Source organism: Mycobacterium mantenii, assembly GCF_010731775.1.
Taxonomy (GTDB): Bacteria; Actinomycetota; Actinomycetes; order Mycobacteriales; family Mycobacteriaceae; genus Mycobacterium; species Mycobacterium mantenii.
The window spans coordinates 3373217-3398324 of record NZ_AP022590.1; the positions used below are offsets into that span (position 1 = coordinate 3373217).

The following is a 25108-nucleotide window of genomic DNA, read 5'->3' on the forward strand; positions in this document are numbered from 1 at the left end:
CGGCGTCGTGCGAATTGCCGACGGGTCGTCATCCCCTGATGCTCGGGTGATCGGAGAGCTGTCAACGGTTCCGCGACATCCGTGGCAGCAGCCTCCGAATTGCTGAACGAGAGCGATATCGCGATCGTGCAGCATGAGTACGGCATCTACGGCGGTGTCGACGGAGACGAGGTGGTGGACATCATCGGGGGGCTGCGCATCCCGTCGATCGTGGTCGCCCACACGGTCCTCAAGACCCGACCCCGCATCAGCGTTTTGTGCTTGAGGCGATCGCGGCGACAGCGGCTCGGGTGGTTGTTATGTCGGAGGCGGCCAGGCAACGCCTGTGCCTCGGCTTCAACGTCGGAAATGCGTTCGGGCAGAACGACTCTGTTGACCTGGGGCCTGCTGGGGCCGGGGAAGGGCATCGAGCGGGTCATCGAGGCGATGGGATCGCTGCGCGAGCTCCATGGCCGACCGCGTTACCTGGTTGCCGGCCGCACGCACCCAAAGGTTTGGCCGTCGACGGTGAAGCATACCGCGAGGCCCCGTGCCGAACAGGCGCGGCGCACCGGCGTAGCGGACTCGGTGTGCTTCGACGCCCACTACCGCAACGTGTCGTCGCTGACTGCGCTGGTTCGGTCCTCGGCCTTGGTCTCCTGCCCTACGACTCCACGGATCAGGTCACTTCCGGTGTTCTGGTCGACGCAATCGCAGCGGGCGGCCGGTCGTCGCCACCGCGCACACGCCGAGGAGACGATTTCCGCATTCCGCAGCATCGCCGAACGGACGTATGCCGTCGAGTTCGCCCACCGTACAACACTTTCCGAGCGCATCTTGTGGCCCTCGATGGGCGCAGAGCAGGGCGGCATGGAGGATGCACGCTTCGTTCGTTTCATCGACGACGACGGATCTGTCCCCCGAACTCCTTAGAGTTCTGAGCCGCTGAGGCCCAAGATATTTCAAAGGACACCTGCACGCCTACGCAGTGTGTCAACGCTGTTGACATATGGCGGTGAAGGGCGTCTAATTGAGACATACCGGAAACCAGCTATCGCCGGAGCTCATCTGGAGTTCGCCGAAGGATCAACGTGTTTCCGTCTGTTCCCGGTAAATCGGTTCGAACATCGCACGACCACGACATGCGTCGAGAAAGACGCCAGCGCCTGCGCGTAGCCCGCAGTCTAAGGAGAACGACCATGATGAAACCGGACAACGAACAACGAGATGCGTTCGGCGAGCACGTGCTTCACGTCGGTGCGGGCTTCAAAGAAAAGGAGCGTCAGCACGTACTGGAGACGTTGTCGACGCTCGGTCCGCACCTGCTGGGACGATGGAATCCGCGGGACATCGATGTGGAAGTCTCGTTGCAGGATCGTGGCGGCAACGAGCAGCGCGTCACTTTGCGCACGAGCCTGCCCGGCCGTGCGCCACTGGTGGCAGTCGCTGAGAACCCGGACATCACCCGCGCTATCTGCGAAGCAAAGCGTGAGCTGATCCGGCAACTTGAACACCAGAAGTCAGCGCGCGACCCCATGAGTAGCCGCCGGCGCAACAGCGCGACGATCCGCCACTAGGGTCACCTCCACGCCGTTCTCGATCGCCCTATTTTTGTAAATCGCCCTATTTTCGTAAGAAGCGCGACAACCAGCAGCTCGCTTTCGCGGGCAAGACAAAGGGACGGTCATGACGCACATCATCGAAGCGCAAGTTGTCGACAACCATGCCGCCATAGGCAGATTGACGCCACCGGCTCCGGACAGGCCGTACTTGACGGTCCACGAAGTACTCCGCGCGGGTATACGCCGCGCCACCGGACACAGAGAAATGGCCGCGGCCCAGTCGACATGGGATTCCGAAGGCGGGGCAAACCACGCGCGAGGGCGTAAGCGACGGGAAGTCTGTGCGCGGCCCCTGGCTGCCCTCATCCCCGGTTCACGCAGCGGCTGAGACCTGGCGCACGGTGTGCGCGGTCTCCACTGAACCCTCACCCCCACGCGGCGCCTGGTAGACACAATCAGGGGCGCCCGCGCCGCGATGCGGTGCTCAGGGCACCGCCGGCTCCCGAATTTAATTCGAGGGCCCCTCGAACTTCCGGTTCACCTCAGGTGCGGGGAGTAGCTGCGTCAGTGACGTGGCGTCAGTGTGACGTGCTTGCGCCTGGTGTTGTAGGGCGGCCGAGTGTGGTGCCATGGCTTCGGCCTCGGCTTGCGCAGCGCGGGCCTTGGCTGCCGTCTCGTCGGCAAGCGCTTCGCGTTACGCGACCTCGTGGGACTGTTCGACGGCTTCGTCGCGGATGTCGCCGGCTTGGACGCGGAGGTGTTTCGGTGCGTTTCCCGCGCGCCATGCGCGCGGTTGCGGCGACGAACAGAGCTGCCGCGACAATGACGACGATGATCCCAACGATACTGCCTGGTAGTCATGTCGGCTCTTTGATTTGGGTCGGGCGGCCGGCGAAACTTGGAATCGCTCGAATTGAGCTGTGGGAGTTATGGACTGGGTCGGGGCACGTGCGCGCCCGTCACCTTGGGGATTGGCACCGCATGACGCGGCTCTGCTTGCGAGTCACCCGCCGGACGGCGACGAGAAGTTGTCGGGGCCGACACGGTGGGTTACACGCCTGGCCGGTTTAGTAGTAGTGACGGCGGCCGCCGACGGCGTGTCCCATCCGTCCCATCAGCATCAGTATCAGACCGACGACGAGGAGGATGACCCCGAGGACCAAAACAACGTGGGCGAAGGCGAAGGTAGGGACGAGGCTAGGGAGCAGGAGTCCGAGGACGATAAGGATGATTCCGAGAATGATCATAACGTTTGCCTAGTTTCTGTGTAGATGCCTGGGGAGGAGGATTGCCGGGGTCAGTGTTTGAAGGCGTCTTTGACCTTCGCCCCCGCTTGTTTGGTGTTGCCCTTGAACTGATCGACGCGTCCCTCGGTGCGCAGACGCGTGTTGCCAATGGCGCGGCCGTAGATCTTCTTGGTGGCGCCCTTGGCCTCTTCGAGTTTGTGGGCGACCTTTTTACTTATGCTCACTGCTTCTTTCCTATGTTCGTTGCAAATTTTTTCTTTTCAGGGATCGCCGCTCGCGACTGAGAACTCCCCAAATGAACCGTGTCGGCGCCTAGCGGCGTCCGCCGCCCCGCGGTGCTGTCGGTTGCCGACCCCACGACCGGCGCCCGAGGAGGGATCCCCTCTTCCTCCTCGGGCGGGTGGTGGACAATTGGGAGTTCGCCATTGACCCGGTATCCGTGCCGACGGGCTGGTTTTGGAATTCGCGGTCTCGGTTCACAAACTCGACTTCGCGCTGCGATCGTTCGAGCTCGCGGCGGGCGTCGCGCCCGCGCGCGGCAGTACGCCGCGCACCGGCGAGCAACACGCTCATACCCAGCATCGCCAGCGCGCCGATCACGATCCCGAAGAGAAAAAGGGTGCCGGTCGATCCGGTGACGTGGTAGCCCAACACCGAGAAGTTCTCGCTCAACGGGTGAGCTGCCCCCGCGTTGTTCAGCACGCCCAGGAACCCGACGACCACGGCGAAGAATAGAACAGCTAATCCAACGATGACAATCATGTCGGGTCTCCAATTGCAGTGCTTGATATCCATTACACACTGCAGGTAGGGTTATGTCAACAATGTTGACCAACGGTGTAGGTTAACTTCGTTGAATATGTTGTTGAATTTGGAATCGGTGCCCGCTTCGATGACGAACCAGAAGGGAAGTGCTCAGGCAATGACGAGACAGTCGGCCGGGCCCAACGCCGGCGCTGACGACGAGGGCCCGCCCGCCGCCGGCAGAAACAATGGTCAGCTCAACCGGTCGATGATCCTGCAGACCGCGCTGCGCATCGTGGACCGCGACGGTGTGGACGGCCTGTCAATGCGCCGCCTCAGCGAAGCGGTGGGCCGAGATCCGGTGATGCTCTACCGGCACATGCCCAACAAAGCCGCAGTGCTTGACGGAGTCGCGGAGATGGTGCTCGCACAGCTATCCGTCGACAGTACGGATCCGGACTGGGGGGGCCAACTGCGTACCGTCGCGCACAACTTCCGCCAGTTGGCCCTGAAGCACCCCAACGTGGTGCCGCTGTTGGTCACGCGACCCTTGGCCACCCCGCTCGGCCAGCGGCCGCCAGGAATGCTGCGGCCGCTAGAGGACGTCCTCGCACTGCTCATATCCGCCGGCTTCACCGCCGAGGATGCCCTGCACATCTACAGAGTGCTGTTCGGCTACCTGTACGGCCACATCCTCAATGAATTGCAGGAGGTTATCGAGCGACCCGAGGAAACCGACCATGTACTACGGCTCGGTCTTCACCGGCTCGCGATCACCGAATTCCCTCAACTGCGTGCCCTGGCACCCGCCCTGGCCTCCTATGATGGCGCCGCCGAGCTGGACCGCTTCCTCAATCTGCTGCTCCCCGGCATGACCGCGACGCTCACCGGCGGCGACGGACAACCCCCAACCGCCGAAGATACATCCGCCGCTGGATAACTCCCTGAGCGGCTCATGGTCGCAGCAGGGTGATGATTACGGTAGCGGCGCTGACCAGCGCAGCACGGTGCCTCCGCCGGGAGCATCCGCGATCGTGAACGCTCCGCCGGCCTGCAGCGCTCGGTGATGCAAGCTGGTCAAGCCACTGCCGGTGATGACGCCGGGAACGCCTCGACCGTTGTCGATCACTTCGATGCACACGTCGTCCTCGACCTTGACGGTCACCGCAAGTCTGGTCGCGGCGGCATGCCGGACAACGTTGCTGACCGCTTCGCGCACAACGGCTTCGGCGTGATCGGCGAGTGCAGCATCGACAGCCGACAAGGGGCCTACGAATTGAACCGTGGTCTCCAGTTCGGAACCGCAGAAGCGCGCGACTGCCTCGTCGAGCCGTTCTCGCAGCCGAGTGATGCCCAGCGGTGCAACGTGCAGGTCGAAAATTGCGGCGCGAATCTCCTGAATGACGACTTGAAGATCATCGATGCTGCCGGACAGTCTCTGCTGCACCTCAGTTGACCGCGCCAGCGGAATGGTTCCCTGCAGAGCCAATCCGATCCCGAAGATCCGCTGGATCACCTGGTGGCCCAGGTCGCGGGCGATCCTGTCGCGGTCAGCGAGAATGTCGAGTTCGCGCATCCGGCGCTGTGTGGACCCCAGCTGCCAGGCGAGCGCCGCCTGGTCGGTGAATGCGGCCATCATGTCGAGCTGCTCGTCGCCGAAAGTCCGGGCGCCGTCACGCCGCACCGCGACCAACACCCCCGCCACGGTATCGGTGGTGCGCAGCGGAAGCACCAGCGCCGGGCCGGCACGTTGGACGCCGTCGATGGCGACGTCGAAGTTGTTCAGTCGTCGGGGGGTCCCCTCCACGAAGGTCCGCCCGATCGAGGTACCTGCGATGGGGATGGCATGAGCCGGCGTCGAGGTAATTGCAGCCCTGGCGATTTCCACGACCATCAGATCGGCCACGTCCGACGTCGGTATGTCGTGGTTGATTGCGACAGCGACCAATGTGATTTCTGCGCCCGTCAGCCTGAGAGCTTGCTGGGCGATGGGCCGATAGACTGTTGCGGGCATCGGGGCCGCAGAGTAGTCAGGTTGCGACGTCACGCATCGCTTCGCCGCTTCAACAGCCGACATGGTCATTCCGATCAATCGGAACGCTGACGGCAACGATCGGCGCGTTCGCGATGATCACGAGGCTTGTCACGCTCGGCGCGCCGACCGTATTCGCACCCGTCGGTGCCGCAGTGCCGGTGAAGGGCGGCGCTGAGAGCTGCCTGCGAACCATTACTGGGTTCGGTCCCGGCAGGTCTACCCAGGAAGCGGTGGGGTTGGCGGAGTAAGCAAGTGAAGCGGTCATGGTGACCTGACGTCCCATTGATCACCGGCGTGTGAGGGTTCGGAGCCAATGCTCCTTGAGTTGAGCGGTGTGCACGGCTGAACTCATCCCGCACCTAGCTGAAATTCTCAGCACCTTGACGCTACACCATTTCGTACTACCCGGGATCGGCGCGGTAGCCGGCTTGGTGCCGGCAGTCGGGGTTGACTGGGCTGCCGCGTCAGCCGACCCACTCGCGGCGAAACAATCCGGATCGCCGATGGCGCAACGGCGACAACGGCCACGACCCGATCGGTCTTCATGTGAATCCGGATGATTGGGCGCAGCCGGCGAGCGATCGTCAACTGAGACCACGCCAACAGTGCTGCTAAGCGCCTGGGAAGGACTGCAACTGAGCTGCCCCCCGTACCTGATGGGTGTAGCGTTGCAGTTGCTGAGTCCTTCAGCCAGTCCGGAGAAGGTTTGGCTGTACGCCGCCGAACTTGATGAGCATTCGCTCGCCGCCGCACATTCCGATTTCTACGCCGTCGCGGTCAGACAGCATGCACAATCCGCCCGTTCCCTCGTTAGCTGGAATCCGGAGTACCACCAGTTCCGCATTCACTCGACCGGCGACCGGGCAAGAACCAACCATGCCGGTGATGCCGGGAATACCTTGTTGTGCAACGAAAGACGCCGACCAAGCGGGCAAAGGCAAAACCGGGCCGAGGCAAAGCCAAACGACGCCAAGAACACTGACGTCCTCCCGAACATCCGATAGAACGCTCGGCACCCGACATACAAGCCCGCTAGAGAGGACACGATGGCGATTACCGATGTCCCGGCATTCGCTCACCTGACCGACGCCGATATCGAGAATCTCGCCCTTGAGCTCGACGCGATCCGGCTGGACATCGAGGATTCCCGTGGCGAGCGCGACGCGCGCTACATCCGCCGCACCATCGCCGCGCAACGTGCCCTCGAGATAGCCGGCCGGGTCATGCTGACCGGTAGCTCGAAACGCTTGGCGTGGTGGGCGGGAACGGTGACCCTGGGTCTGGCCAAGATCATCGAGAACATGGAGATCGGCCACAACGTCATGCACGGCCAGTGGAACTGGATGAACGATCCCGAGATTCACTCCTCGACATGGGAGTGGGACATGAGTGCGGCGTCAAAACACTGGCGCTTCACCCACAACTTTCAGCACCACAAGTACACCAACATCCTCGGCATGGACGACGACGTGGGCTACAGCACCCTGCGAGTAACCCGTGACCAGCAGTGGAAGGGCTACAACCTCGGCAACCTGCTGTTCAATACCATCCTCGCGCTTGGATTCGAGTGGGGAATTGGCTTGCAGCCCATCGAGTTCGGCAAGGTCTTCAAGGCCGGCCCGGATCGTGACATCACCCTCCTGCAGATCCGCGAGTTTTCGGCCAAGGCCGGACGGCAGGTGGTCAAGGACTACGTGGCATTCCCGGCGCTGACCTCGCTGTCGCCCGGCGCGACCTACCAATCGACACTGAAGGCCAACGTCGTGGCCAACGTGATCCGCAACATCTGGGCCAACGCGGTGATCTTCTGTGGCCATTTCCCCGATGGCGCAGAGAAATTCACCAAGACCGACATGATCGCCGAAACCGGGGGTCAGTGGTATCTGCGCCAGATGTTGGGCAGCGCCAACTTTGACGCCGGCCCCGCGCTGCGGTTCATGAGCGGCAACCTGTGCCACCAGATCGAGCACCACCTGTATCCCGATCTGCCGAGCAACCGGCTGCACGAGATCTCGGTGCGGGTGCGCGCGCTGTGCGACAAGTACGACCTGCCCTACACCACAGGCTCGTTCCTGGTGCAGTACGGCAAGACGTGGCGCACCATCGCCAAACTGTCGCTGCCGGATCGCTACCTGCACGACACCGCCGACAACGCCCCCGAGACCCGCAGCGAGCGGATGTTCACCGAACTTGAGCCCGGTTTCGCCGGCACCGACCTGGCGACAGGGCGTCGCCGTGGCCTCAAGACAGCGATCGCGGGGGTCCGCCAATGGCGTCGCGACCCGTGCGTCGGCGAACACACTGACCAGGCGGCATCGATCAGGTCGGCGCCAGAAGATGGCGGCGATTTACTGGCCGGTAACCTACTGGACCGTAGGTTACGCTATGGTCGGCTAAGAGCCAGGGGGCGATTGCTATAACGCTGTGCAGGCGCGCCCGAACACCGTTGGATGGAGACCAGTTCACGTGACCGAGTTGAACTATCTCGATCTGCATGGTGAGCGTATTGCCTATCGGGACGCAGGGGCCGGCGACGCGCTGCTCTTGATTCATGGCATGGCGGGAAGTTCGGCGACCTGGCGGGCCGTCATCCCTCAGTTGTCGAAGAAGTATCGGGTGGTGGCACCCGACCTGTTGGGGCATGGGGAATCAGCAAAGCCGCGCGGTGACTATTCGTTGGGTGCGTTCGCGGCATCGCTGCGTGATCTGCTCGACGAACTGGGCATCAGCCGGGCGACCGTGGTTGGTCAGTCACTCGGTGGCGGTGTGGCCATGCAGTTCACCTATCAACATCGCGACTACTGCCAGCGACTGGTTCTCATCAGCAGCGGTGGCCTCGGCCCCGACCTGAACTGGATATTGCGGGTCCTGTCAGCGCCCGGAACCGAGCTGGTGCTACCAGTGGTCGCGCCGCAGCCGGTGTTGAACGTCGGCAACAAGCTGGGGTCGTGGCTTGCGTCGGCCGGAATCCAGTCGCCACGGGCAGGCGAGATGTGGAACGCCTATTCCTCGTTGTCGGATCGCCAGACACGGCAGGCGTTCCTGCGTACGTTGCGCTCGGTGGTGGATTACCGCGGTCAGGCGGTCAGTGCGCTCAGCAAGATGCATTTGGGTTATGGATTGCCCACCTTGTTGATTTGGGGCGAGCAGGACCGGATCATTCCTGTCGCCCACGGCTACGCCGCTCACGACGCTGTGCCGGGCAGTCGACTTGAGGTGCTCGCCGGTGTCGGGCACTTCCCGCATGTCGAGTCCCCGGCAGCGGTGGTGGACATCCTTGACGACTTCATCGCCACCACCGGGCGGCATGCCGATCTGACGAATCTAAAAACCTGACCAGAATTGGGATGCGGCGAGTGAATCCCGCGCGGCTGGCGGCCACCTGGGAGTCGCTTTAATCCGCTACCTCCACGAATGGTTAGCAGCGGAATCATGCCTTGCGACCGTCGTCAGGGCCGCGATCGTCATCTTCCAAGCCCAGCCTCAGCGGGCCACGGCTTCGACGGTGAACCTTGCCGCGGCGACAAGTGGGCTTCAGGTGACTGACCAGCCAAACGACTCGGGCGGCTCCTCATGCCACATGCTCGCGGTTTGGCAGATGCGTTCGGCGACAGCGTCAACGGACGCTCGGGCGCCGTCGTGACCATCGTCGCCGCCTTGTGGAATCGGGAAGACGAATCGGCCGCTCTTTCCCCATTGCCAGACCGCAGAGAAGTCTTCGCGGCCGAGGGGCCTAAAGACGACATCAGTCCGTGCATCTTTGAGCGAAACTTCGAGCCACGTGGCGTATACAACCCTCTCACCAGTGATCAGGCGCGGATCGTTCTGCACGTGGACCTCCACTGCATCACCAAGCCTGTTACGGAGGGCCTGTGCGAGCGGCTGCATCAGTTCCTGTTCACATTGGTCTGCTTCGTCCTTTTTCATTTCCGCTCCTTGGTCGGCAGACTGGCGGGCCGCTGCACCGGTCTGATCCGAGAAAGCCGACGCATCTGTATCCCTGGTTATCGGCGGCCCATGTCCTCGCCGAGCGACGGTTGTCGTGGGCGCCAGTGAGATTTCCAGGGCACAGTGGACGGCCACCTTTGGCCATGCCCCCAAGAGCCGTTGCGACGAGGAGCCCTCGGGTGATCTGGCGCTATAAGTGACTTCACCGCTGGTCCTTCTTCGCGCTTGGCAGCGGATCCAATGATGCCCGGCTGTGCCTCGACGAAGGTAGGGCCGTAAGTCCCACCTGCGGTTCGGAGGACTGCAGGGGTACACCCCTGCGACACACTCGAGCAGCCGCCCTGCTGTGCCGTTCGGTCCAGCCAGCCTTTGCTCGATGCGTTCGCGGCTAACGCAGGCCTGGACAGTTCTGGACGGTTTCAGCAGACTCCACCCGCGCCCACATCCTCGACAAACCCAGTTGCCGCTGATCGATGCGATGTCGCGGTTCAGCTCTTAGAAGCCACGGCAGCGGCGTCTACCGATGCTTTCGCGGGATGTGCCTCCCGAACCGCCGGGCCGGTGAGGGTGCCGGAACCCAGGATGGCCGACATCAGTCCAAGGCGCGCGCGGCGTTCCTGCTGGGCCCGCTCACCGGGTTCGCCGTCCCCGCAGTGAAGAACCCGCATGGCGTTGCCGAGTCACCTCGAGGCAGTGCTCGACGGCATGTTCCTCGTGCTGCTCGGCCTCCTGTGGCCACACATCCACCTGCCCGACGCTTAGGGAGTTACGGCAGTCGTACTGATCGTCTACTCCGCCTACGCGAACTGGTTGGCGGCGCTGTTCGCAGCGGTATGGGGCGCCGGCCGCAAACTCGCGCCGATCGCGGCCACCGACCACGTGGCCTCGGCGGGAAAGGAAGGGTTTGTGAGCTTCCTGTTGGTGTCCCTGTCGCTATCGATCGTGGTCGGCGTGGGCATTGTCATCGTCGGGCTCTGACGACGACCCGTCGACACGGCGAAGCGTGAAAGATAATGCGCCCCCGGCCTTTACAACCGAAGGTCCTCATCCGCGCCGGCGGGCTGGTCGACCACCGCCGTTCCGGTGGTGTTCGGTTGCAGCCATCCCGACACGTAAACCGTTGCGACGAAACGCTGAAAACCCGCGCAATAGCTTCAGTTTCGCGAAGGAAGGCCATCGCACCCTGACGAAAACACCCCCGGGCAATCATCCCAGGGGTGTTCCGCATTGCGTGCTTAGTGATGGTGGTGATGACCGTGGCCGTGGCCGTGGTCGTGCTCGTCGGCCTCGGCAGGCTTCTCGACAATGGCGGTCTCGGTGGTGAGCACCATCCGGGCCACCGACGCCGCGTTGACGACGGCCGAGCGGGTCACCTTGACCGGGTCGATGATGCCGGCGCCGAGCAGGTCGCCATAGGCGAGCGTCTCGGCGTTCAGCCCCTGCCCGACGGGCAGCTCGCTGACCTTGTTGACCACAACCGAGCCGTCCAGCCCGGCGTTGGTGGCAATCCAAAACAGCGGGGCCGCCAACGCCTCGGAGAACACGTCGACCCCGAGCGCCACGTCGCCGCTCAGCGTCCCGCGCAGTTCCTTCAACGCCTTGCGGGCGTGGATGAGCGCCGTTCCGCCGCCCGCGACAATGCCCTCCTCGACGGCCGCCTTGGCGGCCGCGACAGCGTCCTCGACGCTTTCCTTGCGCTCCTTGAGCGCGGTCTCGGTGGCGGCGCCGACCTTGATGACGGCCACGCCGCCGGCCAGCTTGGCCAGCCGCTCCTGCAGCTTCTCGCGGTCCCAATCCGAGTCGCTGTTCTCGATCTCGGCGCGCAGTTGCTTGATGCGGGCCTCGACCGCGTCCTTGGAGCCGCCGCCCTCGACGACGATGGTGTCGTCCTTGCTGACGACCACGCGGCGGGCCGAGCCCAGCACATCCGTGCCGACCTCGCGCAGCAGCAGGCCCGCGTCGGGGTTGATCACCTGGCCACCGGTCACGACCGCCAGATCCTCCAGGAACGCCTTGCGGCGATCGCCGAAGAACGGCGCCTTGACCGCGACGGCCTTGAGCGTCTTGCGAATGGAGTTGACGACCAGGGTCGCCAGCGCCTCGCCCTCGACGTCCTCGGCGATGATCAGCAGCGGCTTGCCCGATTCGGCGACCTTCTCCAACATGGGCAGCAGATCGGGCAGCGAGCTGATCTTGTCCTGGTGCAACAGGATCAACGGGTCGTCCAGCACGGCCTGCTGGGCGTCGAAGTCGGTGACGAAATACGCCGACAGGAAACCCTTGTCGAAACCGACGCCCTCGGTGAACTCGAGCTCGGTGCTCAGAGTCGAGGATTCCTCGACGCTGACCACGCCGTCGGTGCCGACCTTGGTCATCGCCTCGCCGACCAGCTCACCCAGGAGCTGGTCGCGCGAGGACACCGTCGCCACCTGCGCGATACCCTCCTTGCCGGCCACCGGGGTGGCCTCCGCGAGCAGCGCCTCGGACACCGCGTCGCCGGCCTTGCCGATCCCGACGCCGAGTTCGATGGGGTTGGCGCCGGCGGCGACCATGCGCAGACCGTCCTTGATCAGCGCCTGCGCCAGCACGGTCGCCGTGGTGGTGCCGTCACCGGCGACGTCGTTGGTCTTGGTGGCCACCGACTTGACCAGCTGGGCGCCTAAGTTCTCGAACGGGTCCTCCAAATCGATCTCTCGCGCGACGGTGACGCCGTCGTTGGTCACCGCCGGCCCGCCGAATGCCTTGGCCAGCACCACATGCCGGCCGCGCGGGCCCAGAGTCACCCGTACAGCGTCGGCGAGCTTGTTCACACCGGCCTCCATGGCGCGGCGCGCGGTTTCGTCATACTCAATGATCTTGCTCATCAGGCTCCTTTACGCGGAACGCATGCCGCCCCGGAAATCACCCGCGCAGGGCGCGGGGATCGCCGGGGCGGAACACGGTCCTTACTTGGATACGACAGCCAGCACGTCGCGTGCCGACAGGATCAGGTACTCCTCGCCGCCGTACTTGATCTCGGTGCCGCCGTACTTGCTGTAGATGACGGTGTCGCCTTCTGAGACGTCCAGCGGGATGCGCTTCGCGCCGTCTTCGTCCCACCGGCCGGGGCCGACTGCGACGACGGTGCCTTCCTGCGGCTTCTCCTTGGCGGTGTCAGGAATGACCAGACCAGACGCGGTCGTGGTCTCGGCCTCGTTGGCCTGCACGAGAATCTTGTCCTCGAGTGGCTTGATCTTCACCTTCGCCACGATTGGAGCCCTCCAGTGTTTGGGTCGGGTCCGGGACGTGCCCGGACCGGAGTTGACGGGCGGTACGGGTTGACCCCGAACCTTCCGAGTTATCAGGTGTTCGGCATCCGACCGTGCCCGAGCGCCGTCGTCGCGGGTGCCGACACAGGGTTTGGCCGATTGCCACCTAGCACTCTATACATGCGAGTGCTAGCACTCAAGGGCGCCCTGCTGCTTCTCCGGAGTTGATGTGTCCGCGCTGAGCGAACATCAGCTCACCTGCCCTTTTAGCACTGGCAGGCCGGGGTCACTCGGCACGTCCAACGGCGACGGCGGCGCGCCGGCGGCCACCAGGTGCGCGGCGAAGGATGCGATCATCGCCCCGTTGTCGGTGCACAGCCGGGGCCTGGGGACCCGCAGCGCCAGCCCGGCCGCTGCGCAGCGCTGCTCCGCCAGCTCCCGCAGCCGCGAATTCGCGGCCACTCCCCCCGCGATCAGCAACGTCGAGACCCCGAGGTCGGTGGCCGCGCGCACCGCCTTGCGGGTCAGCACGTCGGCGACGGCCTCCTGGAACCCGGCGGCGATATCGGCGTTCGCCGCGTCCGGGTGGCTTTCCAGGTATCGCGCGACGGCCGTCTTGAGCCCGGAAAAGCTGAACGCGTAGGGGTCGTCGCGGGGCCCGGTCATGCCGCGCGGGAAGGCCGGGATCTCCGCGGCCTTCCGGACGCAGGTGCGGGCCAGCTCGTCGAGCACCCTGCCGCCCGGGTAGCCCAGCCCCAGCAGCCGCGCCACCTTGTCGTAGGCCTCGCCGGCGGCGTCGTCGACGGTGCTGCCCAGTTCCAGGATCGGCTCGCCGAGCGAACGCACATGCAACAGATGGGTGTGGCCCCCGGAGACCAGCAGCGCCACACACTCGGGCAGCGGCCCGTGCTCGTAGACGTCGGCGGCCAGATGTCCGCCCAGATGGTTCACCGCGTAGAAGGGCACTCCCCAGGCGGCCGAATACGCCTTGGCCGCAGCGACTCCCACCAGCAGGGCGCCGGCCAGCCCGGGCCCGATGGTCGCCGCGACCACGTCCGGCTTGTCCAGGCCGGCGGTCGACAACGCGCGGCGCATCGCCGGCCCCAGCGCCTCCAGGTGTGCGCGCGAGGCGATTTCGGGGACCACGCCGCCGAACCGCACGTGCTCGTCGACGCTGGACGCCACCTCGTCGGCCAGCAGCATCACCGTGCCGTCGGCGTCCAGCCGCGCGATGCCGACTCCCGTTTCGTCGCAAGAGGTTTCGATGGCCAGGATGTTGGTCACTGGGCCTCCCGTCGCATCGTGTACGCGTCGGCGCCGCTGACGCGGTAATAGCGGCGGCGCAGACCGATCCGCTCGAACCCCACACTGGTATACAGCCCGATGGCCACCTCGTTGTCGGTGCGGACTTCCAGGTACACAGCACCCCCGTCGGCGAAGGTCAGCAGCTCGTCGAGCAGCCGGCGCCCGATGCCCCGGCCCTGATACGCGGGATCCACGCCGATGGTGTGCACCTCGTACTCGTAGGGCGGGGTGCGGCCCAGCCGCGAGATACCCGCGTACCCGACCAGCGTCTCGCCGATCCGGGCACCCACGTAGTGGTTGTGGGCACTGGCCAGTGCGCGGTTGAACGCCGCCGCCGGCCAGGGGTCGTCGCCGTCGAAGAGCTGCGCCTCCAGCTCGGCGCAGCGCTGCGCGTCGGCCCGGGTCAGGCCGCCGACGGTCGCGGGTTCGCTGTGGGCGGTCATTGCCGCGTCGCCAACGGTTTTGCGTCCGGGCGGCGAAGATACAGCGCCACCAGCGGTTCGGGGTCGGCGGACCAATCGGGCACCGCGGCGACGAGTCCGGCCGGGGCGGGGTAGACGGGCTCGCAGTGCGGCAGGTCGAACATCGCCGCGTGCTCCTTCGAACCGGCCACCGCCCGCGCGACGCCCGGATCGACGTCGGCCGGGGCGTTGACTCCCGGCCCGTCCATGCGAAACCCGTCGCGGTAGCGGGCCCAGTAGACCTCGCGCCGGCGGGCGTCGGTGACCACCAGCACCTCGCCGGCGGTGCGCACCCCGATGGCGTCCAGGCTGCAGACCCCGTACACCGGGATGCCGAGCGCGTGCCCGTAGGCGGCCGCGGTGGCCATCCCGGCCCGCAGGCCGGTGAACGGGCCGGGGCCGCAGCCCACCACGACGGCATCCAGGTCGGCCATCGTCAACCCCGCATCGGCCAGTGCGGCAACCACATTCGGGGTGAGCCGCTCGGCGTGGGCCCGCGCGTCGACGGTGACCCGCTCGGCGAGCACGCACAGGTCGTCACGCCGCACGATCCCGGCTGTGACGGCCGGGGTGGCGGTGTCGAGGGCAAGCACGATGCTCATGCGCGAATCCATTGCCACGAAGCGATCCGCACGTCGGACTCGCTCAGGCGTTCCAGCCGGATGTCCAGGTGACGCTCGGCAAGCCGCTCGACCAGGCCCTCGCCCCATTCCACCACGACGACAGCGTCGTCGAGATCGCTGTCCAAGTCCAGGGAATCGAGTTCGCCGAGCAGGTCGGCGCCTTGGTTGTCGGTGTGGTCGAGCAACCGGTACATGTCCACGTGAATCATGGCCGGGGTGCCGGGCCGCCGCGGCGGATGCACCCGCGCCAACACGTAGGACGGTGAGGTGACAGGTCCGTCGACATCCATCGCCGCGGCAATGCCCTTGGCCAGCACAGTCTTTCCCGCGCCGAGCGGACCGGAGAGCACCACCACGTCACCCGCCCGCAGCCGCTGCCCCAGCCGCGAGCCCAGCGCCATGGTGTCCTCGACGCGCTCGAGCGTCGCGGTGCCGCCGTCACGCTCAGCCCGCGGCGAAGCCGGGCGAGGCGGGTCGACGCCGTCAACCTGCGGCGATCGCGAGCGCGGCGAAGCCGGGCGAGGCGGGTCGACGCCGTCAACCTGCGGCGATCGCAAGCGCGGCGAAGCCGGGCGAGGCGGGTCGACGCCGTCAACCATGGCGCCGCAACCTTTCTCGTAGCCGTCGTAACCGCAGCGCCGCCCTGGTCGGGGTGGCCCGCCTGACCAGTCGGACCAGTCCGCCGTTGATGGCCTCGGGCTTGTCGAGTAGTGCCAGGTGGCTGGCGCCGGCGACGATGACCAACTCGGACTGCGGCAGGCTGGCGGCCATCTTTCGCGAATACTCGTCCGGGGTGAGCAGGTCGTGATCGCCACAGGCGACCAGGGTGGGGACCCGCAACAGCGTCCACAACCCGGCGGTTTCGTCATGTTGTTCCAGCGCGTCCAGGAATCCCACCATGGTGGGGATGGGGGTGCTGTTCATCATCTGCTGGGAGAAAGCATCCAGGCTGCGGCTGACGTGCAGGTCGCTGTAGGAGGCGGCCCGCAGCACCGGGCCGATCAACGACCGGGACACGTTGCGGCCGCGGTGCATCAGCTTCGGCGCCGACCGCGCGGCGACCCGGACCGCTTCCAGCGCAGGGTTTTTCAGGATCTCGCCCAGCGGTGATCTCGAAACACCCTCGGCCGCCGAGGAAATCAGCGCGGCGCCCACGATCCGGCGCCCGTACTGTTCGGGGAACTGGCGGGCATGGGACAACACCGTCATGCCGCCCATCGAGTGTCCCACCAGCACAATCATTCCGCGGGGGGCCACCACGTTCAGCACGGTTTGAAGGTCCCTGCCGAGTTGGGTCAGCGTGTAGGTCTCGGGGTCCGCCTCGCCGGATCTGCCGTGCCCGCGCTGGTCGTAGAAGACCATTCGCACGTCAGGGCCCAAGTGATCGGGCAGCCGCGTGCGCTGGAAATGAAAGGCACCCATTTGCAGGCAGAATCCGTGGACGAACACCAGGGTCAGCGGTGCGTCGCCGGGGCCTGCTTCGCGGACCGCCAGCGGTATCCCGTCGGGTGTGGTCACCACCAGGCTTCCGTCGTCCTCGAGCCTGCTGAAATCCTCGTGGGCGTACGGGTCTTCGACCGCGGTGCGCTGGGTCATCGACCGGCGGGCCGAGGCTCCGACGATGGTGGCGACGGCGGTCACCCCGGCGCCTCCCGCAAGCCAGGCCCTGCCCTTGTGGCGCCTGCGGGGTTTCTCACGGCTCAACGGTATGCGCCTCGCGGTAGGCCCTGGTGATCCGCCCGCGGGGGCTGGTCACCACTTCGTAGTGGATGGTGCCGAGCAGGTCGGCCCAATCCTGCGCAGTGGGTTCGCCGCCGCCGCCCGGCCCGAACAGGATCGCCTCGTCACCTTCGGCCACGTCGGTGCGCCCCGGTCCGAGGTCGACGACGAACTGGTCCATGCAGATCCGCCCGACGCCCGGGCGCCGGCTGCCGTTGATCAACACCTCGAGCCGGCCGCCCAGCGACCGGAAGACGCCGTCGGCGTAGCCGACCGGCAGCAGCGCGAGGTTGGTGTCGCGCTGCGCGGTCCAGGTGTGGCCGTAGGACACGCTCTCCCCCGCACGAATCGACTTAACCAGTGCCACAGTACATTTCACCGTCATCGCCGGCACCAGGCCCATGTCGCCGAGTTCGGGGACCGGACTCAACCCGTATATCGCGATGCCGGGGCGCACCATGTCGAAGGCCAGGTCGGGACGAGACATGGTGGCCGACGAATTCGACAGGTGCGCCACGTCGAACCGCACACCTTGATCGCTTGCCTGGGCCAGCAGCTCGCTGAACCGTTGGGCCTGAAGGTTATTCACGGGATTGGCGGGCTGATCGGCGTAGACCATGTGCGACATCAGGCCCCGCAACACAATGGCCTCCTCGGCGACGGTCCGGCGCAGCGCAGTCAGCATCGAGGGGTATTGCGCCGGCGCCACCCCATTGCGGTTTAGCCCGGTGTCGGCCTTGACGGTGACCGTCGCGGTCCGGCCGGTGCGGCGCGCCGCGTCCAACAGCTCGTCGAGCTGACGCTCCGACGACACGGCGATCTGAACGTCGGCCAGCAGCGCGGGACCGAAGTCGATGCCTGGCGGGTGCAGCCAGGCCAGCACCGGCGCGGTGATCCCCGCGGCGCGCAGCGCCAGGGCCTCGGCGACGGTGGCGACACCCAGTTCGGCGGCCCCCGCGGCGAGCGCGGCGCGCGCCGTCTGGACGGCTCCGTGGCCGTAGCCGTCGGCCTTGACCACGGCCATCACCTGCGCGTCGCCGGCCTGCTCACACAGCAGCCGCACGTTGTGCTCAATCGCGCCCAGGTCGACCAGGGCCTCGGCGAGGACGCCCGGTGTCAGGGATATCGGCGTAACGGCCAAGGAAGTCGTGCTCCCACTCGTCTGTCTGTCAGTTCGCAGCAGCCATTCTCCCAGAACCGATCGGACACACCGTTCGCCGACGGCGGACGGACCGCACACAGCCGGGCCGTGTTGTCGTAGTGATCACAGCGGCCACATGCGCCCCGGCGAGCCGGTGGATACGCAATTGCCCGCCTCGCGACAACGCGCAGGATCGACGCGGTCGCGGGCGCGTTGTCGCTGTGAGGCGGGCATCACACACATGACTTCCGGATCCGGGACCACTGTGGCCCGTGTGACGGAAACTCAGTGCGCGAAGTGCTCGGCGCTGTAGTGCCCGCCCGGCTTGAGCTTGTCCAGCGACGCCAGCGCGCTGCGGGCGTCGTCGTGCAGCGCCCGGGCCAGGTCGGCGGACAGACCCTCGCGAACCACGATGCGCAGCACCGAGATGTTGGTCGCGTTGTCGGGCATGGTGTAGGCGGGCACCTGCCAGCCGTAGCCGCGCAGTTCGTGGGAGACGTCGAACTCGGTGTAGCCGCGGTCGCGGGCCAGCCGGAAACTGACCACCGGGATCGCCGAGCCGTCGGAGATCAGCTCGCAATGTTCGCCGACGCGCAGCTGCTCACCCAGCCAACGCGCGGTCGACGACAACGTCTGCATGACCTGCGTGTAGCCCTCGCGGCCCAGCCGCAGGAAGTTGTAGTACTGGCCGACCACCTGGTTGCCCGGGCGGGAGAAATTCAGCGTAAAGGTCGGCATGTCGCCGCCCAGGTAATTGACGTGGAACACCAGGTCCTCGGGCAGGTACTCCTTGCTGCGCCACACCACGAACCCCACACCGGGATAGGTCAGCCCGTACTTGTGGCCGCTGACGTTGATCGACACCACCCGCGGCAGCCGGAAGTCCCACTTCAGGTCCGGATGCAGGAACGGCACCACGAATCCGCCGCTGGCGGCGTCGACGTGCACCGGGACGTCCATGCCGCCGCCGGCGGCCAGCTTGTCCAGCGCCGCGCAGATCTGGGCGATCGGCTCCAGCTCGCCGGTGTAGGTGGTGCCCAGGATCGCGACCACGCCGATGGTGTCCTCGTCGACGGCGTCGACGACCTGCTCGGGCGTGATGACGTAGCGACCCTCCTCCATCGGCAGGTAGCGCGGCTCGACGTCGAAGTAGCGGCAGAACTTCTCCCAGACCACCTGGACGTTGGAACCCATCACCAGGTTCGGCGTGCGCGTCTTCCAATCCTTGCCGATTTTTGCGCGCCACCGCCACTTCATCGCCAGCCCGCCCAGCATCACCGCCTCGCTGGACCCGATGGTCGACACCCCGCACGCACTGGAGGGGTCGTCGTCACGCAGGCCGTCGGCGTGGAACAGGTCGGCCACCATGCACACGCAGCGCTGCTCGATGGCCGCCGTCGCCGGGTACTCGTCCTTGTCGATCATGTTCTTGTCGAACGTTTCCGCCATCAGCCGCCCGGCCTCGGGGTCCATCCAGGTGGTGACGAAGGTCGCCAGGTTCAGCCGGGAACTTCCGTCCAGCATCAGCTCGTCGTGGATGAAGCGGTAGGCGGCCTCGGGATCCATCGACTCGTCGGGCATCCGCAGGGCCGGTACCGGCGCGGTGAATAGGCGCCCGGTGTAGGCCGGGGCGATGGCATGCGCGGGCATGGAAGGGTGTTGGGGCACAACGAAATCCTTTCTACTGCTGCTAAAGGGCGGCCAGGGCGGCTCGGATGTGCGGCACCATGCGAGACGCCGAGGTGGGCGCTTCGCCGGGGCCCGGGTCGGCGGCCGACAGTGCCGCGGCACGCGCATGCACGAAGGCCGCCGCGGCGGCCGCCTCGGCGGGCGGCAAGCCCGACGCCAGCAGCGCGCCGATCATGCCGGACAACACGTCACCGGAGCCGGCGGTGGACGCCCAGGATTGTCCGGCCGGATTGAGGTAGACCGCGCCGCCCGGACCGGCGATGACCGTGACGTTGCCCTTGAGCAGCACCGTGGCGCCGAACGCGTCGGCCAGCTTCCGGCACGCACCCGCCCGGTCATCACCGGGTGGGTTACCCGCCAGGCGGGCGAATTCACCCGCGTGCGGTGTCAGCACCGTCGGCGCGGTGCGGTTGGCCACCAGGTCGGGATGGGCCGCCAGGATGGTGAGCCCGTCGGCGTCCACGATCACCGGCAGGTCGGTTTCCAGCGCGAACCACAACGCCGCGGCCCCGACGTCGTCGGTGCCCAATCCCGGCCCGACGACCCAGGATTGCACCCGGCCGGCCGACGCCGGGCTGGGCGAGGCGATCACCTCGGGCCAGTGTGCGAGCACCTCGCGGTGCGCGCTGCCGGCGTAGCGGACCATGCCGGAGGTCGCCGCGACGGCGGCGCCGGTGCACAGGACGGCGGCGCCCGGATACGTCGACGAACCGGCCATCACGCCGGTGACGCCCTGGGTGTACTTGTCGTCGTGCGGCCCGGGTACCGGCCAGCGGGCGGCGACGTCGGCCGCCTCGAAACCCAGCGTGTCGGTATCCGGCAGATCGAGCCCGATGTCGATCAGCCGCACCCGCCCGCAGTCGGCGAGCGCGTGCACGGGTTTGAGCCCGCCGAAGGTGACGGTCAGCACGGCGTGCACCGCGGGTCCGGAGATCGCCCCGGTCCCCGCGTCGATGCCGCTGGGGATGTCGACGGCGACCACTGGGATGCCCGCGTCGTCGACCGCGGCGAACACCTCAGCCGCGGCGGGCCGCAGCGCTCCCGAGCCGGAGATACCCACCACGCCGTCGATGACGAGATCGGTTGTCGGAGAGATACTTTCGACGATCCGGCCGCCGGCGTGACGGAGCGCCGCCAGGCCTTTGCGGTGGGTGCGCTCCGGGTTGAGCAGGATCGCGTCGGCGGCCGCGCCGCGACGGCGCAGGAAGGTGGCCGCCCACAGCGCGTCACCGCCGTTGTCCCCCGAGCCGACGACCGCGCACACACGTCGCCCGGTTACCCCGCCGGTGCGGGCGGCTAACTCACCGATGATCTCGGTGGCCAGGCCGTAGGCAGCGCGCCGCATCAGGACGCCGTCGGGCAGGCTGGCCAGCAGCGGGGCTTCGGCCTGGCGGATCGCGTCTACCGGGTAGTAATGCCGCATCAGAGTCAGATTACGTGTCGCCATCGCGGTGTACAGCGGCGCACGGCCCGGCGACGTTCACCGCGGCCGGAACGGTTGCGCACTGGCTTGGCTCCCAAAGCCTTTCGGTGCCGGCATCAGGTCGGGGTTTCCGGCGGCACGCGGCGGCGCACCATGGACCGCAGCCGCGCCGGACTCAACTGCAGACTGCCTTTCGAGCGAGTGCGGGTCATCGGGTAGAAGCACAAGCCGATGAGGATTGAGGTGAAGTGCCCGATCGCGGTGAAGTTCAATTCGCTGCCCATCGTGATCAGCGGGAAACCGAAGATGATGAACAACACCCCGAGATAGCCCCAGCGCCACGGCCGGGCGATGTGGAAGGTCAGCACGGCCATCACGCCGACGAGGAAATAGCTGACCCCGATGTCGCGGGAGTGCACCAGCCGTTGCGCGGCGTTGTGTTCCTCGATCGCGAAGTAGAGGATGCCTTCGCTGATGTAGGTGGCGAGGATGTGCGAGCTCAATCCCACAGTGAGCCAGCGCAGCTGGCCGAGCCAGTGTTCGACCGGCGCGAGAAACAGGGTGAACAGCAGCAGGTAGGGCTCGAAATTCTTGCCGTCGATCCACAGCAGGCTGGCGAACAGGACGTCGAGCGGGTCCCTGCCCAACTCGTGAATGTTGGTGGAGCGGTGCAGGAGTACCGAGTGCAGCTCCCTTCCGGTGAGATGCCTCTGGATGATCGTCGTGGTCATCAGCACGAGCAGCCAGCCGTAGGTCAGCGGCGCGCTGGTCACGTAATGCCAGACCGCCAGCGTCAGGCCCCGCACTCGTCTGCGAACCGATGGATGCGCCACGCCATCAACCTTCGCACGCGGAGCGTGGCGCCGGACAACTTCGGCGGCAAACACGCCGCCGGTGCCCGGCTACTTCGCCGGCGCGGGAGCCGGATCCGCCGGTGCGGGGGCCGGATTCGCCGGCTCGGCGGCGGGCATCGGTTTCAAGTGCCGCCACCAGGTGCTGATGTAGATCACCATCGAGAGCGCCAGCGCGGCCAGGACCCAGATGACGACGGTGATGTCGACCCAGCTGCCGAACGGCGGCGAACCGGGTAGCGCGTTGCGCAGCGGCACCACCGCGAACAGCATGGCCGCGTACCACGTCGTCATCGGCGGCTGAAACGGGCGCCGGTCGCGCGCCGTCTGGACCGCGACGAACACCGCCAGACTGGCGATCGTGATCAGCACGCCGAGGATGACGATGGCGAACGCCGCGGTGCTGAGCGACCGCCGCACGTTCAGGCGGTAGGGACCGTCGGCCTGGGATCTGGTGGCGGAAAGCCGCCAACCCGAAAGATGGTCGATGAAGGTGACCGGCACTCGGTCGGGTGCCCGCTCGGTCTCCGGGCCGTAGAAGATCTCGACTTCGATCGGCCCCGAGCGGTATTGATCGAAGGGCCAGCGCTCGATTTGCCCGGCGATGGTCAGCGGGACCGCCATCAAGCCGGGCAGCATGCCCTTGGTCCAGGTGTGCCGGGCGGGCATCGCAGCGGACCTGACGCGCAGGCTCAGATCGTCCTTCAGATGGTGGGTTTTCGGATCCAGCAGCGCGGACCCGGGATTGAATGCCAGGTTGACCGCGAGGACGCTGTTGTTGGACTGAATGTCTTCGACGTTGATGGTCGCCGACGGCTTGTCGCCGTCGGCAGTCACGGCAACCGCGTCCAGACGCCGGCCCGTGCCGCTTTGTGCGTACATCCCGACCGCCACCACGTACGCCACCAGGATGAGAACGACAAGGCCTACGACGCCGTACTTTGTGCCGGCCGATCGCATACTTCCTCCCGTACGGACGTAGCCCAACCCACCTGCCGCAAAAGCTGCCCGAGGGCAATGTAATGGATCGGCTGCGCGTCCGCCCGGTATCCGGCCGAAGCGCGCGAGGCATGCCGGCCTATTCGACGGTGACGGACTTGGCCAGGTTTCGCGGCTTGTCGACGTCGTAGCCGCGCGCCTGCGCCACCGACGCGGCGAACACCTGGAGCGGGATCGTCGAGAGCAGGGGTTGCAGAAGCGTTGACACGGAAGGAATTTCGATCAGGTGATCGGCGTGGGGGCGCACCGTGTCGTCGCCTTCCTCGGCGATCACAATCGTTATCGCACCGCGCGCCTGGATCTCGCGGATGTTGGACAGCAGCTTGGCGTGCAGCACGGCCGAGCCCTTGGGGGACGGCATGATGACGATGACCGGCAGATCGTCCTCGATCAGCGCGATGGGGCCGTGCTTGAGCTCGCCGGCGGCGAAGCCCTCGGCGTGCATGTAGGCCAATTCCTTGAGTTTCAGCGCGCCTTCCAGCGCCACCGGGTACCCGACGTGGCGACCCAGGAACAGCACCGTCGGGGACTGGGCGAATTGATAGGCCAAGGCGGCCACCGGCTTGATCGTCGCGATCACCCGCGCGACAAGGTCGGGCATCGCTTCCAGCTCGTGGTATTCGCGCTGCACCTCGTCGGGGTACTTGGTGCCGCGGGCCTGGGCCAGCGCCAGCCCGACGAGATAGTTGGCGGTGATCTGCGCCAGGAACGTCTTGGTCGAGGCCACCCCGATCTCCGGGCCGGCGCGGGTGTACAGCACGGCGTCGCACTCGCGCGGAATCTGTGAGCCGTTGGTGTTGCAGATCGCCAAGACCTTGGCCTTCTGCTCCTTGGCGTGCCGCACGGCTTCGAGCGTGTCCGCGGTTTCACCGGACTGCGAGATGGCGACCACCAGGGTGCTGCGGTCCAGAACCGGGTCGCGGTACCGGAATTCGCTGGCCAGCTCGACCTCGACCGGCAGCCGCGTCCAGTGCTCGATCGCGTACTTGGCCAACAGGCCGGAGTGATACGCCGTGCCGCAGGCCACCACGAACACCTTGTCGATCTCGCGGAGTTCCTGATCGCTCAAGCGCTGTTCGTCGAGGACGATCCGGCCGTCGACGAAATGCCCCAGCAGGGTGTCGGCCACGGCGGCGGGCTGCTCGGCGATCTCCTTGAGCATGAAGTACTCGTAGCCGCCCTTTTCGGCGGCGGCCAGATCCCAGTCGATGTGGAACTCGCGGTAGGCGCCGGGTCCCAAGTCTTCGTTGCCGTCGAAGTCGGTGATCCGATAGCCGTTCGCGGTGATCACCACGGCTTGGTCCTGGCCGAGTTCGATGGCGTTGCGGGTGTGCGGGATGAACGCCGCCACGTCGGAGCCGACAAACATCTCGCCGTCGCCGATGCCGATCACCAGCGGGGTGGAGCGGCGGGCGGCGACGATGGTGCCCGGGTCGTCGGCGTTGGCGAACACCAGCGTGAAGTGACCGTCCAGGCGGCGCAGCACCGCGAGCACCGAGGCGGCGAAATCGCCTGCGGTGTCGCCGTGCCGGTAGGCCTGCGACACCAGATGCACCGCGACCTCGGTGTCAGTGTCGCTGGCGAACTCGACGCCCTGGGCCTCCAGCTCGTGGCGCAGGCCGGCGTAGTTCTCGATGATGCCGTTGTGGACCACCGCGATCTTGCCGGCGGCGTCGCAGTGTGGGTGAGCGTTGCGGTCGGTGGGACGTCCGTGGGTGGCCCACCGGGTGTGGCCCAGACCGGTGGTTCCGGTCAGCGAGGACGGCGGCATCTCGGCGACCGCCTCTTCCAGGTTGGCCAGCCGGCCGGCACGTCGGCTGACCGTCAAGGTGCCTGCTGAGAGGCCACTGCCGTTGACCAAGGCGACGCCCGACGAGTCGTAACCGCGGTATTCCATCCGGCGCAGGGCGGCCATGACGACCTCACAGGCGGGCTGCTGCCCGACGTAGCCGACAATTCCGCACATTCTGACCAGGGTAGTGCAGCCGGACCACCGACCCCGCACTCCACCGTGGTGGTCAGGCCGCCCACCTGCACGAAAGGCCCGTGCCGACCCTTACCGCCAGTCGGCCCACCGCCGGGTTTCGGCGTACCGGGACGGTGACGGTTTCATTCACTCAGTCGTCATAAACGG

23 protein-coding genes and 2 pseudogenes are annotated in these 25108 nt (G+C 66.4%); 7 read left to right on the plus strand and 18 right to left on the minus strand.

Translation table 11 applies throughout. The annotated features are described in order from the left end of the window. Positions 1-81: 81 nt before the first annotated feature. Together G6N50_RS15020 and G6N50_RS29400 are read left to right on the plus strand one after the other, a co-directional pair. On the plus strand, positions 82-912 hold the full coding sequence (locus G6N50_RS15020; RefSeq protein ID WP_083093506.1) for a hypothetical protein: 831 nt from the start codon (positions 82-84) through the stop codon (positions 910-912). A gap of 266 nt (positions 913-1178) precedes the next feature. Next, entirely contained in the window at positions 1179-1556 is a 378-nt protein-coding gene (locus tag G6N50_RS29400; protein ID WP_232068761.1) for a hypothetical protein, read from the plus strand. Positions 1557-2608: 1052 nt separating this feature from the next. On the opposite strand, the gene G6N50_RS29070 is transcribed toward G6N50_RS29400, so the two are convergent. From G6N50_RS29070 to G6N50_RS15040, 3 genes are all read right to left on the minus strand, one after another. Then, positions 2609-2788, minus strand: coding sequence for a DUF6131 family protein (locus G6N50_RS29070; protein WP_083093503.1), 180 nt, complete (start codon positions 2786-2788; stop codon positions 2609-2611). Between the two features lie 50 nt (positions 2789-2838). Beyond that, a complete protein-coding gene (locus G6N50_RS15035) occupies positions 2839-3012 on the minus strand; it encodes a CsbD family protein (protein WP_083093501.1) in 174 nt (57 codons plus the stop codon). An 88-nt stretch (positions 3013-3100) separates the two neighbouring features. Next, entirely contained in the window at positions 3101-3583 is a 483-nt protein-coding gene (locus tag G6N50_RS15040; RefSeq protein ID WP_372509956.1) for a hypothetical protein, read from the minus strand. Between the two features lie 127 nt (positions 3584-3710). Between G6N50_RS15040 and G6N50_RS15045 the strand changes: the two genes are divergently transcribed. Continuing rightward, positions 3711-4472, plus strand: coding sequence for a TetR/AcrR family transcriptional regulator C-terminal domain-containing protein (locus G6N50_RS15045; RefSeq protein WP_083093577.1), 762 nt, complete (start codon positions 3711-3713; stop codon positions 4470-4472). Positions 4473-4508: 36 nt separating this feature from the next. Here the strand turns inward: G6N50_RS15045 and G6N50_RS15050 are convergent. Then, positions 4509-5589, minus strand: a pseudogene (locus G6N50_RS15050) (GAF domain-containing sensor histidine kinase); the annotation flags it as partial. Between the two features lie 646 nt (positions 5590-6235). Here G6N50_RS15050 and G6N50_RS15055 point away from each other — a divergent pair. The 3 genes from G6N50_RS15055 to G6N50_RS15065 are packed head-to-tail and all read left to right on the plus strand — an operon-like array spanning position 6236 to position 8903. Continuing rightward, positions 6236-6571, plus strand: coding sequence for a hypothetical protein (locus G6N50_RS15055; RefSeq protein WP_142275446.1), 336 nt, complete (start codon positions 6236-6238; stop codon positions 6569-6571). Positions 6572-6613: 42 nt separating this feature from the next. Beyond that, complete coding sequence (locus G6N50_RS15060; RefSeq protein WP_083093499.1) at positions 6614-7987, plus strand: fatty acid desaturase family protein; 1374 nt, start codon at positions 6614-6616, stop codon at positions 7985-7987. 46 nt (positions 7988-8033) lie between these two features. Beyond that, positions 8034-8903, plus strand: a complete 870-nt coding sequence (locus tag G6N50_RS15065; RefSeq protein WP_083093497.1) for an alpha/beta fold hydrolase — start codon at positions 8034-8036, stop codon at positions 8901-8903. 198 nt (positions 8904-9101) lie between these two features. Here the strand turns inward: G6N50_RS15065 and G6N50_RS15070 are convergent, their stop codons facing one another. Beyond that, positions 9102-9494: a hypothetical protein gene (locus G6N50_RS15070; protein WP_083093495.1), complete on the minus strand. Its 393-nt coding sequence runs from the start codon at positions 9492-9494 to the stop codon at positions 9102-9104. Positions 9495-10132: 638 nt separating this feature from the next. Between G6N50_RS15070 and G6N50_RS15075 the strand changes: the two are divergent. Continuing rightward, positions 10133-10493 (plus strand): annotated as a pseudogene (locus G6N50_RS15075) (hydrogenase). Positions 10494-10750: 257 nt separating this feature from the next. On the opposite strand, the gene groL reads toward G6N50_RS15075, so the two are convergent. The 13 genes from groL to glmS all read right to left on the minus strand — a co-directional run bounded on the left by groL (position 10751) and on the right by glmS (position 24940). Continuing rightward, entirely contained in the window at positions 10751-12379 is a 1629-nt protein-coding gene (groL, locus tag G6N50_RS15080; protein ID WP_083093493.1) for a chaperonin GroEL, read from the minus strand. 81 nt (positions 12380-12460) lie between these two features. After that, complete coding sequence (gene groES / locus G6N50_RS15085; protein WP_007773431.1) at positions 12461-12763, minus strand: co-chaperone GroES; 303 nt, start codon at positions 12761-12763, stop codon at positions 12461-12463. 249 nt (positions 12764-13012) lie between these two features. After that, positions 13013-14047: a tRNA (adenosine(37)-N6)-threonylcarbamoyltransferase complex transferase subunit TsaD gene (tsaD, locus tag G6N50_RS15090; protein ID WP_083093491.1), complete on the minus strand. Its 1035-nt coding sequence runs from the start codon at positions 14045-14047 to the stop codon at positions 13013-13015. Beyond that, on the minus strand, positions 14044-14511 hold the full coding sequence (rimI, locus tag G6N50_RS15095) for a ribosomal protein S18-alanine N-acetyltransferase (RefSeq protein ID WP_083093490.1): 468 nt from the start codon (positions 14509-14511) through the stop codon (positions 14044-14046). Before rimI ends, tsaD begins: the two co-directional genes overlap by 4 nt. After that, a complete protein-coding gene (gene tsaB, locus G6N50_RS15100) occupies positions 14508-15143 on the minus strand; it encodes a tRNA (adenosine(37)-N6)-threonylcarbamoyltransferase complex dimerization subunit type 1 TsaB (protein ID WP_179970162.1) in 636 nt (211 codons plus the stop codon). The genes rimI and tsaB overlap by 4 nt, the downstream gene beginning before the upstream one ends. Continuing rightward, on the minus strand, positions 15128-15751 hold the full coding sequence (gene tsaE / locus G6N50_RS15105) for a tRNA (adenosine(37)-N6)-threonylcarbamoyltransferase complex ATPase subunit type 1 TsaE (RefSeq protein WP_264028725.1): 624 nt from the start codon (positions 15749-15751) through the stop codon (positions 15128-15130). Before tsaE ends, tsaB begins: the two co-directional genes overlap by 16 nt. Beyond that, positions 15744-16793, minus strand: coding sequence for an alpha/beta fold hydrolase (locus G6N50_RS15115; RefSeq protein WP_179970014.1), 1050 nt, complete (start codon positions 16791-16793; stop codon positions 15744-15746). Before G6N50_RS15115 ends, tsaE begins: the two co-directional genes overlap by 8 nt. 52 nt (positions 16794-16845) lie before the next feature. After that, entirely contained in the window at positions 16846-18012 is a 1167-nt protein-coding gene (alr, locus tag G6N50_RS15120) for an alanine racemase (RefSeq protein WP_083093483.1), read from the minus strand. A 285-nt stretch (positions 18013-18297) separates the two neighbouring features. After that, positions 18298-19662: a glutamate decarboxylase gene (locus tag G6N50_RS15125; protein ID WP_142275453.1), complete on the minus strand. Its 1365-nt coding sequence runs from the start codon at positions 19660-19662 to the stop codon at positions 18298-18300. A gap of 40 nt (positions 19663-19702) precedes the next feature. Then, the gene (locus G6N50_RS15130) at positions 19703-21124 is read right to left on the minus strand and encodes an NAD(P)H-hydrate dehydratase (RefSeq protein ID WP_083093478.1); all 1422 of its coding nucleotides are present in this window, start codon (positions 21122-21124) and stop codon (positions 19703-19705) included. Positions 21125-21240: 116 nt separating this feature from the next. Beyond that, positions 21241-21957, minus strand: a complete 717-nt coding sequence (locus G6N50_RS15135) for a rhomboid-like protein (protein WP_232068762.1) — start codon at positions 21955-21957, stop codon at positions 21241-21243. A 69-nt stretch (positions 21958-22026) separates the two neighbouring features. Then, positions 22027-22935, minus strand: a complete 909-nt coding sequence (locus G6N50_RS15140; RefSeq protein WP_083093473.1) for a DUF4436 domain-containing protein — start codon at positions 22933-22935, stop codon at positions 22027-22029. Between the two features lie 118 nt (positions 22936-23053). After that, a complete protein-coding gene (gene glmS / locus G6N50_RS15145; protein WP_083093470.1) occupies positions 23054-24940 on the minus strand; it encodes a glutamine--fructose-6-phosphate transaminase (isomerizing) in 1887 nt (628 codons plus the stop codon). Positions 24941-25108: the final 168 nt, after the last annotated feature.

Coding starts and splice junctions, on each gene's coding strand:
- G6N50_RS29400 (WP_232068761.1), top strand. CDS start 1,179: ATGATGAAACCGGACAACGAACAACGAGATGCGTTCGGCGAGCACGTG.
- G6N50_RS29070 (WP_083093503.1), bottom strand. CDS start 2,788: ATGATCATTCTCGGAATCATCCTTATCGTCCTCGGACTCCTGCTCCCT.
- G6N50_RS15040 (WP_372509956.1), bottom strand. CDS start 3,583: ATGGATATCAAGCACTGCAATTGGAGACCCGACATGATTGTCATCGTT.
- G6N50_RS15045 (WP_083093577.1), top strand. CDS start 3,711: ATGACGAGACAGTCGGCCGGGCCCAACGCCGGCGCTGACGACGAGGGC.
- G6N50_RS15060 (WP_083093499.1), top strand. CDS start 6,614: ATGGCGATTACCGATGTCCCGGCATTCGCTCACCTGACCGACGCCGAT.
- G6N50_RS15070 (WP_083093495.1), bottom strand. CDS start 9,494: ATGAAAAAGGACGAAGCAGACCAATGTGAACAGGAACTGATGCAGCCG.
- groL (WP_083093493.1), bottom strand. CDS start 12,379: ATGAGCAAGATCATTGAGTATGACGAAACCGCGCGCCGCGCCATGGAG.
- rimI (WP_083093490.1), bottom strand. CDS start 14,511: ATGACCGCCCACAGCGAACCCGCGACCGTCGGCGGCCTGACCCGGGCC.
- tsaB (WP_179970162.1), bottom strand. CDS start 15,143: ATGGATTCGCGCATGAGCATCGTGCTTGCCCTCGACACCGCCACCCCG.
- tsaE (WP_264028725.1), bottom strand. CDS start 15,751: ATGGTTGACGGCGTCGACCCGCCTCGCCCGGCTTCGCCGCGCTTGCGA.
- G6N50_RS15125 (WP_142275453.1), bottom strand. CDS start 19,662: ATGCCCGCGCATGCCATCGCCCCGGCCTACACCGGGCGCCTATTCACC.
- G6N50_RS15130 (WP_083093478.1), bottom strand. CDS start 21,124: ATGCGGCATTACTACCCGGTAGACGCGATCCGCCAGGCCGAAGCCCCG.
- G6N50_RS15140 (WP_083093473.1), bottom strand. CDS start 22,935: ATGCGATCGGCCGGCACAAAGTACGGCGTCGTAGGCCTTGTCGTTCTC.
- glmS (WP_083093470.1), bottom strand. CDS start 24,940: ATGTGCGGAATTGTCGGCTACGTCGGGCAGCAGCCCGCCTGTGAGGTC.